The following is a 15305-nucleotide window of genomic DNA, read 5'->3' as shown; positions in this document are numbered from 1 at the left end:
TGCCTTCCTCTCATTGCCACATCGGACGCCTCAAACCTGGCAGCGGGAAACCTATGGCGTCGTCAAGCGCGAGCGGGGGCCAAGTGCAGGCGACACGAGCGGCGGCAAGACAGACAGCGACATGTGCGCGAAGGCGCCATGGTCCGCCAACGCGGTGATCTGATGCATCCCCGCCTGTGGCAGCGCCACGCGCATCGGGGCAGCACCGGAGCTCGATCCCTGCAACCTTCCATCCACCAGCCATTGCACCTGCTCCACCGTGCCCAGCGCACGCAAGGTGATGGATAGCGGCGCATCGCTATGGGGTGCGGCACGCAGCACCGCGCCATCGCTGATGCCGGCGATGCGGATCGGGTTGGCCACTTCCAGTGAATCGGGTTCGCAGCCCGGCGCCAACGGCGGCAGAGCAGAGGCTGCCGCATCCGCGGATGCCAACCATGGGGTGGCGAGCGCAGGCCAGCGGGCCAGGGTCACGGTGTGCTCGCCCGCGCCGTGGCAGGTGGCGCTGAGGCGGCGCTGGTGCGCGTCCACGCGCAAGGTCAGCAAGCCACCCATCCAGGCGGAGACATCGCGTTCGGGAAACGTGGGGGGCACGGCGCCATCCAGCGTCCATGCGGTGCGGCGGTCGCGGCATAGCGTCGGCGACGTGCTGCCGGCGAGGCCACCAAGCGGCCAGCAGATATCTACCGCACTCACCGACGCCGGGCGTGGCGAGCGCGGGTTGGCATGCGTGTTCGGCAACATGCTGGCGACGTTGAACATCAGCGGCAGCGCCGTCACCGCGCCGTATTGGCCTGGCGACGGCGTGCCGTCGGGGCGGCCGATCCATACGCCGAAGGTCCAGTCGTCGGTGACGCCGATGGCCCACGCATCGCGATAGCCGTAGCTGGTGCCGGTCTTCCAGGCAATGGCGCTCTGCGCGTTCAAGGTACCGTCGAGCGGCGCGCCGGTGACGTCGGCCGGATTGCTGGAAAGGATGTCGCGGATGATCCATGCCGCGCCCGGCGACAGCAGCCGCCGCGGCTGTGCCGGCTGCGCTGTCGTGTAGCGCGGCGTGCCTGCCACGCCGCTATTGGCGAACGCGGAGTAAGCACCGACCAGTTCCTCCAATCGAGTAGAGGCGCCACCGAGAATCACTGCCAGGTTGGGCGAGCCACCCGACGGGAAGCGCAGATCGATGCCGCCATTGGCCAGGCGCGCCACGAAGCGATTCGGCCCGACGCGATCGAGCACATCGACAGCCGGCACGTTGAGCGACTGCTGCAACGCCTGCGCCACGCTCACCGGCCCGCGGAACGCCTCATCGAAATTGGCGGGACGATAGCCGCCGAAATCCTGCGGCGCATCGACCAGCAGGCTTTGCGAGGTGATCAGCCCATCGTCCAGCGCCAAGCCGTAGAGGAAAGGCTTGAGCGTGGAACCGGGCGACCGCGAAGCGCGCACCATGTCGACATGGCCGAGCCGGCGCGGATCGGCGAACTCGGCGGTGCCCACATAGATGCGCGTTTCCAGCGTGGCGTTGTCGACCACCAGCACCGCGGCCGACGTACGCGGCGGCATGCGCGACAGGTACTCGCTGACGCGGTCCTCCACCGCCCGCTGCAGGTTGGCGTCGATGGTGGTGACGATGCGCCGCTCGCCCGGTTGCTCGCGATGCAGGCGTTCCGCCAGCAGCGCCGCATCCAGCGGCGAGCGCAGCGAGCGTGCGGCCACCGGTTCCAGCCTGGCGTCCGCAACCTCGGCCGCACTCCATAGCCCCTCGTCCTGCATGCGCTTGAGCACTTTGTCGCGCGCACGCCGCGCCGCTTCCGCATGGCGATCCGGACGGAACGTGCTGGGCGATTGCGGCAGCACCGCGAGCAAGGCCGCTTCGGCATGCGACAGCTGTCGTGCCGGCTTGCCGAGATAAGCCCATGAAGCAGCCTCCACGCCTTCGATCGGCCCGCCGAACGGCGCGTGGTTGAGGTAGATATCCAGGATCTGCGCCTTGCTCAGATGCGCTTCCAGCTGCAGGGCGCGGAAGATCTGCACCACCTTGCCGGTGACCGTATGCGGCATCGGCATCACGATGCGCGCCACCTGCATGGTCAAGGTGGAACCGCCGGAGACAGCACGGCCATGACGCAGCACACCCCAAGCCGCGCGCGCCAAGGCCAACGGATTCACGCCGGGATGGCGATAGAACGCGCGGTCCTCATAAGCGAGCAGCGCTTTCAGATACAGCGGCGACACCTGTCCGGCCGACGTGGGATAGCGCCACACGCCATCGCTGTCGGCAAAAGCGCGCAGCGGCGTACCGTCCTTCGCCAGCACCACGGTGCTGCCGGTATCCGGCGCCGGCAGGCGCAATGGGAAAAGGCGATCCAGCAGCACCGCCGCCAGCAGGACGCCAAGACTACCCACGACGAGCACGCGCCATAAACGACGCCACCATCGGCGAGGCGGCGTCTTCTGGCTGGAGGGAGCGGAAGTGCTCATCGATCGGGTTGCCAACCGGGCCGCGCGGAGCGCGCGGCCCAGCGACACTCAGGGTTCTTCGACGGTGAGCTGGGCAGGCGTCGCCGCACCGTAGCCACGGATGCCAGGGCGATACATGTCCTCCACCAGCGGCGGCGGCACCGTGTAGGTCCCCGGCGTCACCGCGCGGACCACATAGAACACGCGCGCCACGTTGCCACGCCGCAGCTTGAGGGCTGCCGCATAGCGGTCGTCGCGATACTCCTCGTGCACCACGTTGGCCGCACCTTCGTGCTCGGCGAGCTGGATGCCATCGACCACCACGCCCTCCCACTGCCTGGCGCCGCCCAGGTTGAGGTTCTCTACCTCCAGGCCGCCGGGCTGCAGGTCGGTAACCAAGGCATCGGGCATGTCCACCCGCGCTTCCATGCTCACCTCCACGATCAAGGTGTCGCCCTCGCGCAGCTTGCCGCCCGGCCAGGGATGGCCATCGGTAGTGAAGTAGCTGCGGCGCACGTCGATCTGGCTGGCATCGGCGGCCGGCGCCTTCTGCGGAATGCCCGCCACGTCCAGCGTGGCGAATACGATGCCCTTGTCGGCGCCTTGCACGGTCACGCCGCTCTCCAATTCCGCCGGAGTGAGATCGCGCACCCAGATCGTCTGGCCTTCCGGCGCGCTTTCCGTCTTGCTGCCCACCCGCACCGTGGCGGCAAGCGTGCCGCGGCCCGCGGCGTCGAAGGTATGCGCCACACGTGCGATCGCCACCTGCTCCTGCGTGCTCAGATACGACCACGACCAGTGGTAGTACGGCACCTTCTCGTCCGTGGACTTCACCTTGGTGGTCGCGTTGCGTGCCCAGTCGACCAGCTTCGCGTCGTACTCGGCCTTGTTGAGCCCATAGGCATGGGCCAGCGACACCATCACGCCCAGGTCGCGCAGCTCGGAACCGTAGTCACCCACGTACCAGGGGCGCTCCTTGTCCCAGGCAAACGCTTCCTGGATCGCCTTCTGCGCGCGCTCATTGTCGCCCATCAGCTTGAACGCCACGGCAAAATGGACCAGCGGCAGCGGACCCACCAGCTTGTTCCGCTCGTTGTCGAAGACCGCGCGCAGCGTGCCCAGCGGGGCCCGGTTGACGCGGGCGAGCACATAGCCGGAGTAAGCCTCATCGGCGATGCGCATGTGGTCGTGATGCTCGTACGAGTAGTACGGATGCCCACCGGCGAGCAGGTCGTCGTTGAGCCGCAGCAGCGCCTTCTGCAGCACCTCCTGCGGCACGGCGAAACCGCCGTCGCGTGCGTCGAGCATGAAGTCGACCGCATAAGGCGTGGTAAAGGTCTCGATCGGGCTGGTGCCGCCCCAGAAGCTGAAGTGCCCATTGGCAGCCTGGAACGAGGCGATGCGTGCGAGCGCACTCTCCACCGCCGCCTTGCGTGCAGCCTCGCCGAGGCCCGCCGTGTTCAATGCATGCGCGGTCTTCTCGTCGAGGTAGAGCGCCGCATAACCCTTGCTGGTGGTCTGCTCGATGCAGCCATACGGATAGAGCAGCAGATCGTGCAGGGCCGCGCTGTAAGGCAACGGCGGCAGCATGCTCAGGGTCAGGCGGTTGCGCACCGTCGGCAGCACCAGGCCGCTCATCGCACTGCCATCCAGGCGTGCCGGCTTGCCCTCCTCGATCGCCATCGGCACGGTGCTCAGCACTTCCGGCCAGGCGTTACGCACGGCGAACTCGAAGTGGCGATCCACCTTGTAGTCGTTCAGTTCGGCGTGGATGTCGATCTTGGCCACGGCAACGCCGGCATCGGCGGCGACAGGCATGGTCAACGTCGTGCCGGCGCCATCCTTCAACGGCACGCTGCGGGTGGCATCGCTCACCTTGATAAGGCCATCCGCCTTCACGCTGACCTTGGCAACGCCGTCCTTACCCGAAAGATTCTTCAGGTCGATGCTGATCTTCGCCTTGTCGCCGGCCGCCATCACCCGTGGCGTGCTCGGCTCCACCACCAGCGGAGCGCGCACGGTGACCGCGCCGTCGGCGTTGCCGAAGCGCTCGTCCGCATAGGCCAGCGCGGCGAGCCGCAGGCTGCCGTTGAAGTCGGGCACCGGCAGATGCACCGTCGCCCGGCCCTGCGCATCGAACTGCACCGGCGCCGCGAACAGATCGACGATCTGCACCTTCGGGTTGAGGCGCGCACCGTGCGGCAAACCCTTGCCACTCATATCGCCGCCGTAGCGCAGCTTGGCTTCGGCACCCTCCATCGCCTCGATGACGCGGCTATACAGATCGTAAGCCTCCACGCTCAACGCGCGCTTGGCGAACATCCACACCCACGCGTCCGGCACCGGATAGCTGGTGATATTGAGCACGCCCTGGTCGACGGCCGAGACAGTGACGTAAGCCTTCTTGCCGGAGAGACCTTCCGCCTGCACCGTCACGTCGAGCGCATGCCCGGGGCGCATCAGTGCCGGAGCGGTGAGCTTCAGCGAAATGCGCCGGTCGTTGCGCTCCATCGCCACGTGCTCCACACCCATGGCGCGCGCCGGCGTGGTCTTTTCGGAAGCATCGCCGCCGCGGAACACCGTCGCCACCACGTAGACATCGTGGCGTTCCCATTCCTTGGTGACGGGGATCTCGAACGTCGCGCCGGCGGTGGCGTCGATAGTGCGGCTGTAGAGCAGATGATCCGATTCCACCAGCAGCAGGCCCGGACCATCGTGCGGCGGCGTCACCGTCACCTTCATGGTGTCGCCGGCGCGGTAGCGGGCCTTGTCCAGCGCAAGCTTCACCTTGTCCGGGCGCGCTTCTTTGCCGGTGTTCTGGTCTTCCCAGCTATAGCCGGCGAAGAACGGGAACACCGAAGTGAGCTTGGTTTCGGGGTCATAAACCTCCAGCCGATAGCCGCCCCATTGCACGGGGAAGTCCACTTTCGCGCGCTGGCCAGCGGCGACGTCGATGTCCTTCTCTTCCACGAGCGTCAGCTGCACGTTGGCGTTGGATTTCCATTCGTCGCCGTGTTCGTACAGCCAATAGAAGTCACGGCTTTCCTGCTGCAGGCGCACCTTCAAGTGCTTGCCCGCCACCAGCTTGCCGTCCATATCGGCACGCATCACTTCGAATGCAGCGCGCCCCTCGCTCGGCGCACCTTGCTTGGGATCGAACAGCGGACGGACGCCCGTCAAGACAGGCGCCGGCCAGTACACGCGATTGAGCATGCGCGTCACCGCACGGCCGCCGGTCTCGTACACGCTGCCGGACAACGTCGCCGTCAGCGGCGCCACGGGCTTCACTTCGTCGGGCAGGTCGATGTCCTGTTCCAGATGGCCTTGCGCGTCGAGCTTGGCGTCGAGCACGTCCGCGGCATCCTTGGGCAGATCCACCAGCGGGTCGCCGAAGAACACGTCGGCCAACGCCGGCAGCGGATGCACTTCGGGCTTGACCAGCAGCTTGGCCGTCACGCGGTTGCCATCGGCCGGCGCGCCATACAGATAGCTGGAAGACACCGCCAGCTTCAGCGGCTCGGACGGCGCCAGGCGCGCCTGCGGGCTGGAGAGATCGAGCTTCAGGCGCTCCGGAAGAAACTCCTCCACATGGAACGGAAAAGCCTGCACCGCTTCCTTGCTGGCCGGATCGAGGCGGAACTCCAGCTGCCACAGGCCGGTGGGCGCGTCCTCCGGAATGGTGCGGCTCAGTTCGAAATAGTTGAGGTCTTTCGGATCCAGCTTGGTATCGACCAGGCTGCGCCCATCGGGCTGCTTCAGGCGCACGAACAGCGCCTGCTGCTTCATCGCCCGTCCGTCGTAGTCGCGCAGCAGCGCGGAGGCGCGCAAGGTCTCGCCCGGGCGGTACAGGTCGCGGCCGGACCAGGCGAACACTTCGAACGGCGCCTGCTTGCGGCCCGTCACGTCGAAGTTGGAGATATCCAGCGCCGGCCGATTGAACGGCAGCACGGAGACGTCCTTACCCTTGCGGGCGATAAGCACGTCGGTGGGGTCGACCTTGTAGGCGATCAGCGCGTTGCCGTTGTCGTCAGTGGTGGCTTTCAGCTTGGCGGTGCCGTCGGCATTGTCCACCTCCACCGCGACGCCGCTTACCGGCGAGCCGTCATGCAGCGACGCCACATGCAGCAGCGCGTTGTCGCGATAGACGCGCAGATGCAGGCCCAGGTCGCTGACGAAGAACACCGCCGTGTCATAGCTGCCGGAGTACGTGCCGCCTTGCTTGAGCACCGCCATGTAGACGCCGGGCTGGGCCAGCTCTGCCACCTTCTGCACCGGGATATAGGTGATGGTGCGGGCATTCGGCTCGCCGTCCAGCGTGTAGTGATTGGCGTAGACCGATTCCCCCATGTCGGTGATGGGACGGCGGGTGCGCTTGTGGTCGTTGCAGCGATCCCAGGTGCTGATCTCGTGGCCGAGGTCGTAATTGTTGCGATGCTTGTTGGCTGGGAAGGCGCAGAACACATCCGAGATGGAGTCATCACGCACGCGGAAGAACTCGATATCCGCGTCGTGGACATTCATCGACACCAGCGGCAGGCCGCGCGATCCCCGTGCAGGCAATACGCTGCCCGAGGAAGCAAAGCCCACGGCAGCCGGCATATTGCCGGAATAGACATCGTGCTTCTGATCCGCGCCGATCGAACGCCCGTCGGCCGCCAATAACCCGCCGCGCACCTGCACCGCGTAATGCTGGTCGGCCTGCACGAACGGAAATACCAGCGTCTTGCCATCGTCCTTGAGGCTCCAGCTCCCGCTGATCGCTTCGCCATTGGAGCCGGCGACCGAAAGCAGCTTGTCGAAAGATTGTGCGGATGCCAGTGGTGCGTTGAACACCAAAGCCAGTTCCGTCCGCGTGTCCTCGGTACGAGAGCCTGCACTGAGCAGGGCAAAGGCAGCCTTTTCCGCCTGCCCCGCCGAGGACGCCGGCGCGGGGTGCCCCTGCAAGGCGGGCTTATCGCTTTCGTGATGGCCGCAACCGGCCAGGGAGACCGCCACGCACAGCGCAAAACCGACCACGCCAAAGACGCGGCCGCCAAACAGTTTCCGATCCATAGATATTCCCCCAAGGTACGAAAACAGTCTGGCACGCATTTATGGCCGAATCGAGGCTTGGGGGTAGCGCCTTGATTGAATCTGCATTTAATGGGGATGAGTCCAGCCCGTCCCGTTTTAACCGCCACTACCGGCGTAGGTTGGGGTGAGCCAACGGCGAACCCCAACATCGCGATACGCTTGAAGGTGCCGATGTTGGGGTTCGCCTGCGGCTCACCCCAACCTACGCCGTCGCCTCTGGATCAGGCGCCGGCCAGCGATTTCTCGATCCGCCGCATCAATCCATCGAACGCCCGATCGCTCAACCAGCGCCGCAGGAACAGGATCGTCCGCGCGCCTCCGCCTGTGGCGTAACGCGTGCGCGGACGCGAAGCGCGCAGCGCACGTGAGATCGTCTTGGCCACGACATCCGGCGGCGACACCATCGACGACTTGTCGCTCGCGGCGAACAGGCGCGCATGCATGGCGGCTTGTTCGGCGTAGGCGGTGTGGCCGGAGTAACGCAGCATGCCCTCCTGGGCAATGCCGGCCCATTCCGTGCGAATGCCGCCAGGTTCCACCACCACCACATCGATGCCGAACGGCGCCAGCTCCATGCGCAGGCAATCGCTCAATCCTTCCACCGCGAACTTGGTGGCGTGATACCAGCTGCCCAGCGGCTCGTGCATCTTGCCGCCGATCGAGGTGATGTTGACGATGGTGCCGGAGCGCTGCGCGCGCATCATGGGCAGGCAGAGTTGGATCAGGCGGGCCAGGCCGAAGACGTTGACTTCGAACTGGCGGCGGCCCTCGTCCAGGGGCACGTCTTCCAGCGAGCCGTAAGACCCGTAGCCGGCGTTATTGATCAGCGCATCCAGGCGCCCTTCGCGTTGGGCGATGGCTTCCACTGCCTGGACGATCGAAGCGTCGTCGGTCAGATCCAGCGGAAGCACCTGGATGCCGGCGTCGGACAAGCTTTTCATGCGGTCCACCCGGCGCGCGGCCGCGTAGACTTTGTATCCCTCCAGCGCAAGGCGGCGCGCGGTCGCCTCGCCTATGCCCGACGAGGCGCCGGTAATCAGTACGGTTTTGCTCATGGCCAGTCACTTGGTGGTTTGCGGACCCTGAGCCTAAACTAGGGCCTATACCCCCTAGTCAAGGCCTACGCCATGCTGATCGCTGAATTCTGCCGGCGCGCCGGGCTGACGCGCGACGCCGTACGCCTCTACGTCAAGCTCGGACTGATCAGGCCTAGCGCCGGCGCGTCCGGCAGCAACCGCTACCAGCAATTCCACGAGGCCGACGTCGATCGCATCGCCCTGATCAAGGTCGGCCAGCAACTGGGCTTTACGCTGAAACAGATCGTCACCTTGAACGAGGAATACGAAGCCGGCGGCATCGATCAGGCACGGCGGCTGGCGGTGATGCAGGCGCAATTGGCGCAGGTGGACGAGAAGGCCACGCAGCTCGGCAAGCTGCAGAGCTATCTGCGGGCGAAGATCGCCTGGATCGAAGCGGGCGAGCATGGCGACGAGCCGTCGTTCTGCGGGCTGGAGGTGGTTAATCGCATGGTGGGCGGCAAGCGCACGCGGCTTGCTTGAATGCGTTGAGGATAACTTCGGCCAACGAGGAGCCCGGCACCCGACGCCACCACCGTAGGTTGGGGTGAGCCGAAGGCGAACCCCAACGGCGCGATGCGTTGCAAGGTGGGAATTAATGGGGACAGGTGCAGTTATCTTTATTAATTGGACCCGCCCCCATTTTTATTACGTACTCCACGTAGCAAACAGCGAAATCCCCATACCCAGCGACACCAGGCCAGTGACCAGCTGCAGCAGCCGCAGGTACGGCGTTATTTCGTTGATGGAGCGGCCAGGCCGCAACACCGCGCGCTGCAGCCCGGCGGAATAAGGCAGCGCCGACGAAACAGCAAACACCGAAACAAGCGCCAGCACCGTAAGCGGCCCCGGCAGACCCGGCCGGCTGGCGAGGTGGAACTGGTTGTCGCCGAGGAGCAATACATTCCAGACCACGATGGCCAACAGGGCGGCGCTCCAGCGGAAAGCGAAGCCGGAAGGCCGCTCCACCGCCTTGCCTTGCGGCCTGAAACCCACGGAGCGGATGTCATCCAGCACCGCCTCCCTGTTTCCCATGCACCAGAAGACGACTTTCTCCGGATAGTCCAACCGGTTGTGGTTAATGCGAATGCCGCTGGACAGAATGGGGATGGAGCCATAGAGCTCGAACGACACCACTTCCTGATCGGTGAACGTATAGGTCCCGAGCGTTGAAAGCTTGAGTTCTTGCGCGCGGGCAGTCAGTGTTGCCAATGGCCATGACGCATTTACCCAGCCAATGCGCGACCCACCGGTGAACGACACTTCTTTCATGGCTTTGCCTGTCCTTGCTGTTGATCGGCCTGAAGCTGCCGGGCCTTGTCGTACAACTGCTGGGCCTTCGCCTGCTCGCCCTTTGCCTTGTACCCATCGGCCAAGCTGTCCCACGCATTGGCGGATGCGGGAAAGAACTCGGTATTCAGCGCCAGCACCCGGATGGCCGCGTCCGCGCTGAGGAATTCCAGCGCGGCATAGCCGGTGTTATTGATGGTGCGCTCCAGCGCTTCGCCCTGGAGTGGCGTGCCGGCCCGGATCTTCTTTCCGGCTTCCGGCCCAGTCGACGGCGCCAACGCATAAGCCATGAGCTTTTCCGACAGCACTTCCGCCGGAAACTTTTCCGGCGCTACCGTGGCCATAGCGCTGCCGATCAAGGTGCGCGACCAGACGTTCTTTGCGCTGCCGTTGCTCAGATAGATAAAGACATAGGTATCGTCGTCGAGGCTGTCCTTGTAGACGACGCGTACCCGCACCCGCGCACCGCCGTCATGTCCGGCATGCCGATAAGCCCCGCTCTCGCCGTATTCCCAGCCGGTGGAGAAGTCGCCCCGGCGACCGTCGGACAAGTTCTGCGGCTGCCAGAACTGCTGCAGCGAAGCCTTGCTTACGAGCTCGCCGGAACTCAACGCTTGCAAGAACCTCGCGAGGTCGTCCAGCGTGAGGTAAAGCTCCGCATGTCCATAGCTGTAGGCCGGCCACGCAATCTCGGTTTCCCGCTGCGGCTTGCCGTTCTTGCCGAGATAACCCAGGGCGACGCCGCTGGCCGGCAGCGAAGGCCGGCCCAGCCAGGTGTGCTTCAAGCCGAGTTTCCGGATGATGCGTTCGCCCGCAATCTGCGGATAAGGCTGGCCGTAATGCGCTTCGAGCAAAGCCGACAGCACCAGATAGTTGGTCTGCGTATAGCGCGCACGGGTGCCGGGCGCGAACAGCATCGGTTTAGGTCCAAGCGATGCGAAGACGTCCTGCATGCTGGCCGGGAAAGCCGTGGGCTGCTCGTTGTCGGAAAAATAATCCGGCACGCCGGAAGTGTGGTTGAGGAACTGGCGCACCGTGATTCCGCGCCAGCTTTCCGGCAATCCCTGCAGATAAAGACTGGCCGGTTTATCCAGATCCACCGCCCCCTGCTCGACCAGCTGCATCACCAGCGTGCTGACGAAAAGCTTGCTCAGCGAATAAACCGGAAAGATGGTGCGGGCAGTGATTTTTTCCTTGGCCTGGAGATTGGCATAACCATCCACGCCGCGAAAAACTTCCTTGCCGTTATGTGTCACCAGCACCGCCTGCCCGGCCATGCCGTAACGCTGCCCGTTGACCTGTAACTGCCGGTTCATGGCGTCCGACAGCGAGTCCTTGCCAGCGCAGGCGATGGCCGGCAGCAGCAACACAAGCACGAGTGCGACGATGGATAGACGACGAGTGTTCAAGGCCTTCCTTTTCCTTCGCCTAGTTCCTGAGCTAGCCCGATGAGCAAGCCTTCAGGCCCGCGGATATAGCAAAGCCGATACACGCTGCCGTAGTCGACCACCTCGCCCACCAGCTGCGCGCCATGCTTGCGCAGCCGTGCGAGCGTGTCGTTAAGGTCGTCCACGGCAAACATCACGCGCAGATAGCCCAGGGCATTCACCGGAGCGTTGCGGTGATCCGCCACGACAGTCGGCGCGAGAAAGCGGGAGAGTTCGAGACGGCTATGGCCATCCGGCGTGCTCATCATGGCGATCTCGACATGCTGGTCGCCCAGGCCCGTGACGCGGCCGGCCCATTCGCCTTCGATGGTGGCGCGGCCTTCGAGATTGAGGCCAAGCTCGCGGAAGAAGGCGATGGTCGCATCGAGGTCTTCGACGACGATGCCTACGTTGTCCATGCGTTTGATAGCCATGCGTTCTGTCTCCAAGCGCCAGTGTTCCGGCAACTGACGTTCCACGGGAACGGAGGCGACTGCCTCCCTCCCGCCTATGGTTGATTGAGCTGGATTCTCGCTAACCAGCGTGGCGCCACGTCGGGACTCTTTTCGAGCAGCAGCGCTTTGAAATCATCGAGCAACGTGTTCAGCGCCTCGATGAATTCGCTCGGGTCGAATGCAATGTCCTGCCATGCCTCATCGCCTTCGGCATCGGAGATATCGGAGCCCACGATGGAGAAGTAGCCCTGGCCATCCCGGCACGAGAACTCGAAAGCCGGCTGGCCCTGCTCTCCCTCGTCGAAGACATGGCACCCGCCATCTTCACTCAACGCCCTCGCCGCCCGCTGCAACTCCACCAGCCAATCGCGCATGCAGACATCGTCCGGCCCCCAATAACCCATATACGGAACAAGACGGCCCTGGATTTCAAGCCGGAGGCCGCCGTGGATATGGGCCTCCGGGGTCAACTGCTCCAATGGGCGCCGGGTGGTGCTGGCCACGACGGGGTTCTCCAGCCACATGCGCACGGTCGACGGCATGCCGCTCATTGCTCACCGGCGCCTTGTGCATTCAGGTCGATCCGGTTCTTGGTCGCGCCGTCCTCGAACACCGCCTTATCGAGACGCCATTTCCCCACGGCCTCCACCGCCAGAACGTAGACCGTGCCTTTGCCCTTGGGGCCTTCCACATTGAAAGCCAGATTGGCCCTTCCATCAGCGCCCGACACCTGGATGCTGCCGGTAGGGATACCTGGCGTGATAGGCGTGCCCAATAGCTGCGACACCTCGGTACTGGCCTGCACCTCGCTGACGGCGAGCTTGTAGGCGTCGGAGCTTTTCATGATGGAGATGACGCTCCAGAAGAGGCCGCCGACCGCCAGCACGAGCGCGACCAGGACAACCGGCCCCCACATGGCCCATTTGCGCTGCGTGCGCTTGAAAGCTTCAACGCTTTCCCAGCGCTTGTTCTGCCATGCCCATGCGCTGCCCTTGATGCCAAGAATGACCCACATCGGGATATTGACGATGGGCACGAACATAAGGAACGCGATGGGCGTGTTGTTTGCCGCGCCCCAGATCCAGGTGAGGAAGAAAGCGCCCCAGTTCCATTTGTCGATTTCCGGCGGTACGACTGCTTTGCGGCCGCCGCCTGATGTGTTTTCCATGCTCCCCCCAAAAGATTCAGTTGATGCGTAATGCCGATTCACGGCGTGAAGTTGGCCGACAGCCTGAGCTTGGCGTCGTTGCGAAGGTATGGCTTGACTCTCTTATGCACCGGAACGTTACGAAAGTGCTCCAGGAAGCAAGTAAAGACCGCGTTCTCTGCCATTCCACCAGCCGCGACAGCCCCGTTGATCAGTTCCGCTAGCGCTTTGCACTGCTTATCCGACAGCTCGACCCTGCCGAGCAATGGCATCAAAGCCATATATACGACATGGGGGTTTGAGCTAAGAGGAGACTCGCCGTCACGCCACTCAGCCCACTCGGATGCAAACTCGGGAATGATCGAGGACAGCTGGCGGACGAGGTCCGCTTGTGATGCAAAGTCAATAGCCATAGGTGGCTTCCATATCGAATTACGCCCACGTCCTTAGTTATCCGCCTCACCTTCCTCAACCTTCTCCGAGCGTCTCCACCACTCCCAAAGGAGCGCTGCCATCACAACAGCCGCGAACAGAACGAAGCCGCCCGTCTCCTCTCTTACCACCGGCGGCTCATTGCCCCTCTGCGTTATCACCACAAACTTGAAAGAAAGCAGCAGCACATAGTTTCGACGGTGGTAGCTTTCTCCGCCCTCGAATCGATCGCGCCCGCCCAGCACTAAAGGTGTCTGCCCTTTATATGCAGCAAGGGCTTCATTGAATGCCGGAAGCGGCGTCGAGCGGGACCAGAGCGACGCCAAGAAGATCCCGACGGCGCAGAACACCACAAGCCCGATCAGCCGCTTGATGCCGCTTGTTTTCAAGTAGACCCCCAAATCGGCCGAAAGACCCGACTAGCGCAACGGTGCCGCCACATCCGGCTTCTCAAACGCCACCGCATCCAACGCCGCCTCACTCGGCAGATCGCCGAATTCCCCCGTCCGCAGAAAGTCATATACCTTCGCCGCCAACTCCGGACGCGTGCGCAGCCACTGGAACGTCCCGCCATGCTGGGCGCGATGCAGAATCATCATGCGGCTGTTGGGGAACCAGGGCAGCATGGCGAGGGTGTTTTCCATCGGGGTCGAAGGATCCCAATCGCCCTGCACGAACAATACGGGTGTCGTATCCCGCACCGGGCGCCGGAAACTTTCGCCGGCATCCGGCGTGGCCCACTCGCCCTTGGTCGCCAGATAACCGGCGAAATTCCAGCTGCCGATGATCGGCAGCGCGGGATCGTTGCGTAGCAGCGCCTTACGCTCGGCGCTCATATCCAGGCCGATATTGATCAGCGGATTGATCAGCGAACGCGGCTCGCCCGCGCGGGCGGCCACGGCATCTTTGGCCCAGGCGTCGTAATGCCGGTGATAGAGATTGAGTACGAAGCGCGGGAAGGTGGCGGCGTGCTGCGAGGCGTCGAGCAATGCGGATTGGTAATCCTCCACGCCGAGCACCACGCGCTGCGTTTTGCCGCTGGCGTCTTTCACCGTGACGGTGACCGGCGCCTTGGCCAGGCGTTCGCGCACCTCCCACATGGCGGCAACCAGGCCGCCCGCCGGCAGCCAGGGTTTCAGCGCGGGATCCTGGTCCGCCTCCCACGCGATGCGCTGATAGACGGCGTAGACCTGCGAAGGCATGTCGTAGCCGTAATCGAGCGGCTCGGCCGAGGTAATCACCGCGCGCGCCACCAGCCCCGGATGGGCTTTCATCACGGCGAATGCCCATTGCGAACCGAAGCTCGCACCGAGCGCGCTGATTTTGTCGTAGCCGAGCGCGTGGCTGAGATCGGCCACGTCATCGGCAATCTCGTTAATGGAATAACCGGAGAGATCGGCCTGCGGATACGCGGCCTGCGCGCGCCGGGCCAGGTCGCGGGTGACGTCGATATCGTCGGCCGCCACAGTGGGCCGGTCCAGTGGCAAGGCCTTGCTGGGGATTTCCATGCGGTCGCCGCGCAGCGTATAGCCGCGCTGCTCGATCACGATCAGGTCGGCCACCTGCGCATAGGCCTGCCAGGCTTTGACACGCCGCTGCGCGGTGTCGTCGCGGTCGAGCACGATGTCCAGCATGGTGACGCCCGGGCCGCCCACCAGCAGCACGATCGGCGGCGCCTTGGTGGGGTGCGCCGCCTTGACCCGCGCAAAGCCGACGCCGATCAGCCGGCTGCCGGGTTTGGCGCGGTTCTCCGGCACGTAGAGCGTGCCGATTTCGTAGGGCATGGTGGTGCCGTCGTTGGCCGTGGCGACGCCGGTTTCGATCACCGTCTCGCCGGCGTGGCGGGGCGATTCGGTGGCGGCGGAGGACGACAGGCTGAAGAGCGTTGAGGCGGCGGCGAATGCGTAAGGCGCGATGCGGAACGTCATGGACCGGATCCTTTCCTTGG

At 64.4% G+C, this 15305-nt stretch carries 12 protein-coding genes; 1 reads left to right on the top strand and 11 read right to left on the bottom strand.

Annotation, left to right across the window (positions count from 1 at the left end; all coding sequences use genetic code 11):
* Positions 1 to 51: 51 nt before the first annotated feature.
* From pbpC to ISN75_RS01940, 3 genes are all read right to left on the bottom strand, one after another.
* Positions 52 to 2478: a penicillin-binding protein 1C gene (pbpC, locus tag ISN75_RS01950; protein WP_168649215.1), complete on the bottom strand. Its 2427-nt coding sequence runs from the start codon at positions 2476 to 2478 to the stop codon at positions 52 to 54.
* A gap of 48 nt (positions 2479 to 2526) precedes the next feature.
* The gene (locus ISN75_RS01945; protein ID WP_343821751.1) at positions 2527 to 7509 is read right to left on the bottom strand and encodes an alpha-2-macroglobulin; all 4983 of its coding nucleotides are present in this window, start codon (positions 7507 to 7509) and stop codon (positions 2527 to 2529) included.
* A gap of 242 nt (positions 7510 to 7751) precedes the next feature.
* On the bottom strand, positions 7752 to 8585 hold the full coding sequence (locus ISN75_RS01940) for an oxidoreductase (RefSeq protein ID WP_343821753.1): 834 nt from the start codon (positions 8583 to 8585) through the stop codon (positions 7752 to 7754).
* A gap of 72 nt (positions 8586 to 8657) precedes the next feature.
* On the opposite strand from ISN75_RS01940, the gene ISN75_RS01935 reads away from it, so the two are divergent.
* Positions 8658 to 9089, top strand: coding sequence for a MerR family transcriptional regulator (locus tag ISN75_RS01935; protein ID WP_343821754.1), 432 nt, complete (start codon positions 8658 to 8660; stop codon positions 9087 to 9089).
* A gap of 165 nt (positions 9090 to 9254) precedes the next feature.
* Here ISN75_RS01935 and ISN75_RS01930 read toward each other — a convergent pair whose 3' ends face one another.
* Genes ISN75_RS01930 through ISN75_RS01895 form a run of 8 tightly spaced genes read right to left on the bottom strand, consistent with a single transcriptional unit; the run spans position 9255 to position 15285 of the window.
* Entirely contained in the window at positions 9255 to 9878 is a 624-nt protein-coding gene (locus tag ISN75_RS01930) for a hypothetical protein (protein ID WP_343821755.1), read from the bottom strand.
* Entirely contained in the window at positions 9875 to 11305 is a 1431-nt protein-coding gene (locus ISN75_RS01925) for a serine hydrolase domain-containing protein (protein WP_343821757.1), read from the bottom strand. Before ISN75_RS01925 ends, ISN75_RS01930 begins: the two co-directional genes overlap by 4 nt.
* Positions 11302 to 11802 carry a VOC family protein gene (locus ISN75_RS01920; RefSeq protein ID WP_343821758.1) on the bottom strand — a complete coding sequence of 167 codons (501 nt, stop codon included), beginning with the start codon at positions 11800 to 11802 and terminating at the stop codon, positions 11302 to 11304. The genes ISN75_RS01925 and ISN75_RS01920 overlap by 4 nt, the downstream gene beginning before the upstream one ends.
* A gap of 29 nt (positions 11803 to 11831) precedes the next feature.
* Positions 11832 to 12320, bottom strand: coding sequence for a hypothetical protein (locus tag ISN75_RS01915; protein ID WP_423385119.1), 489 nt, complete (start codon positions 12318 to 12320; stop codon positions 11832 to 11834).
* Positions 12321 to 12325: 5 nt separating this feature from the next.
* Positions 12326 to 12946, bottom strand: a complete 621-nt coding sequence (locus ISN75_RS01910; RefSeq protein WP_343821761.1) for a cytochrome c oxidase assembly factor Coa1 family protein — start codon at positions 12944 to 12946, stop codon at positions 12326 to 12328.
* 38 nt (positions 12947 to 12984) lie between these two features.
* On the bottom strand, positions 12985 to 13338 hold the full coding sequence (locus ISN75_RS01905) for a hypothetical protein (protein ID WP_343821764.1): 354 nt from the start codon (positions 13336 to 13338) through the stop codon (positions 12985 to 12987).
* A 33-nt stretch (positions 13339 to 13371) separates the two neighbouring features.
* Positions 13372 to 13746: a hypothetical protein gene (locus ISN75_RS01900; protein WP_343821767.1), complete on the bottom strand. Its 375-nt coding sequence runs from the start codon at positions 13744 to 13746 to the stop codon at positions 13372 to 13374.
* Between the two features lie 30 nt (positions 13747 to 13776).
* Positions 13777 to 15285 carry an alpha/beta hydrolase gene (locus tag ISN75_RS01895; protein ID WP_343821769.1) on the bottom strand — a complete coding sequence of 503 codons (1509 nt, stop codon included), beginning with the start codon at positions 15283 to 15285 and terminating at the stop codon, positions 13777 to 13779.
* Positions 15286 to 15305: the final 20 nt, after the last annotated feature.

Origin of the sequence: Dyella marensis, from assembly GCF_049532885.1 — a bacterium.
Lineage (GTDB): Bacteria > Pseudomonadota > Gammaproteobacteria > Xanthomonadales > Rhodanobacteraceae > Dyella_D > Dyella_D marensis.
Note: the sequence above shows the minus strand (reverse complement) of the source record. Positions and strands in the feature narration are given on the sequence as shown.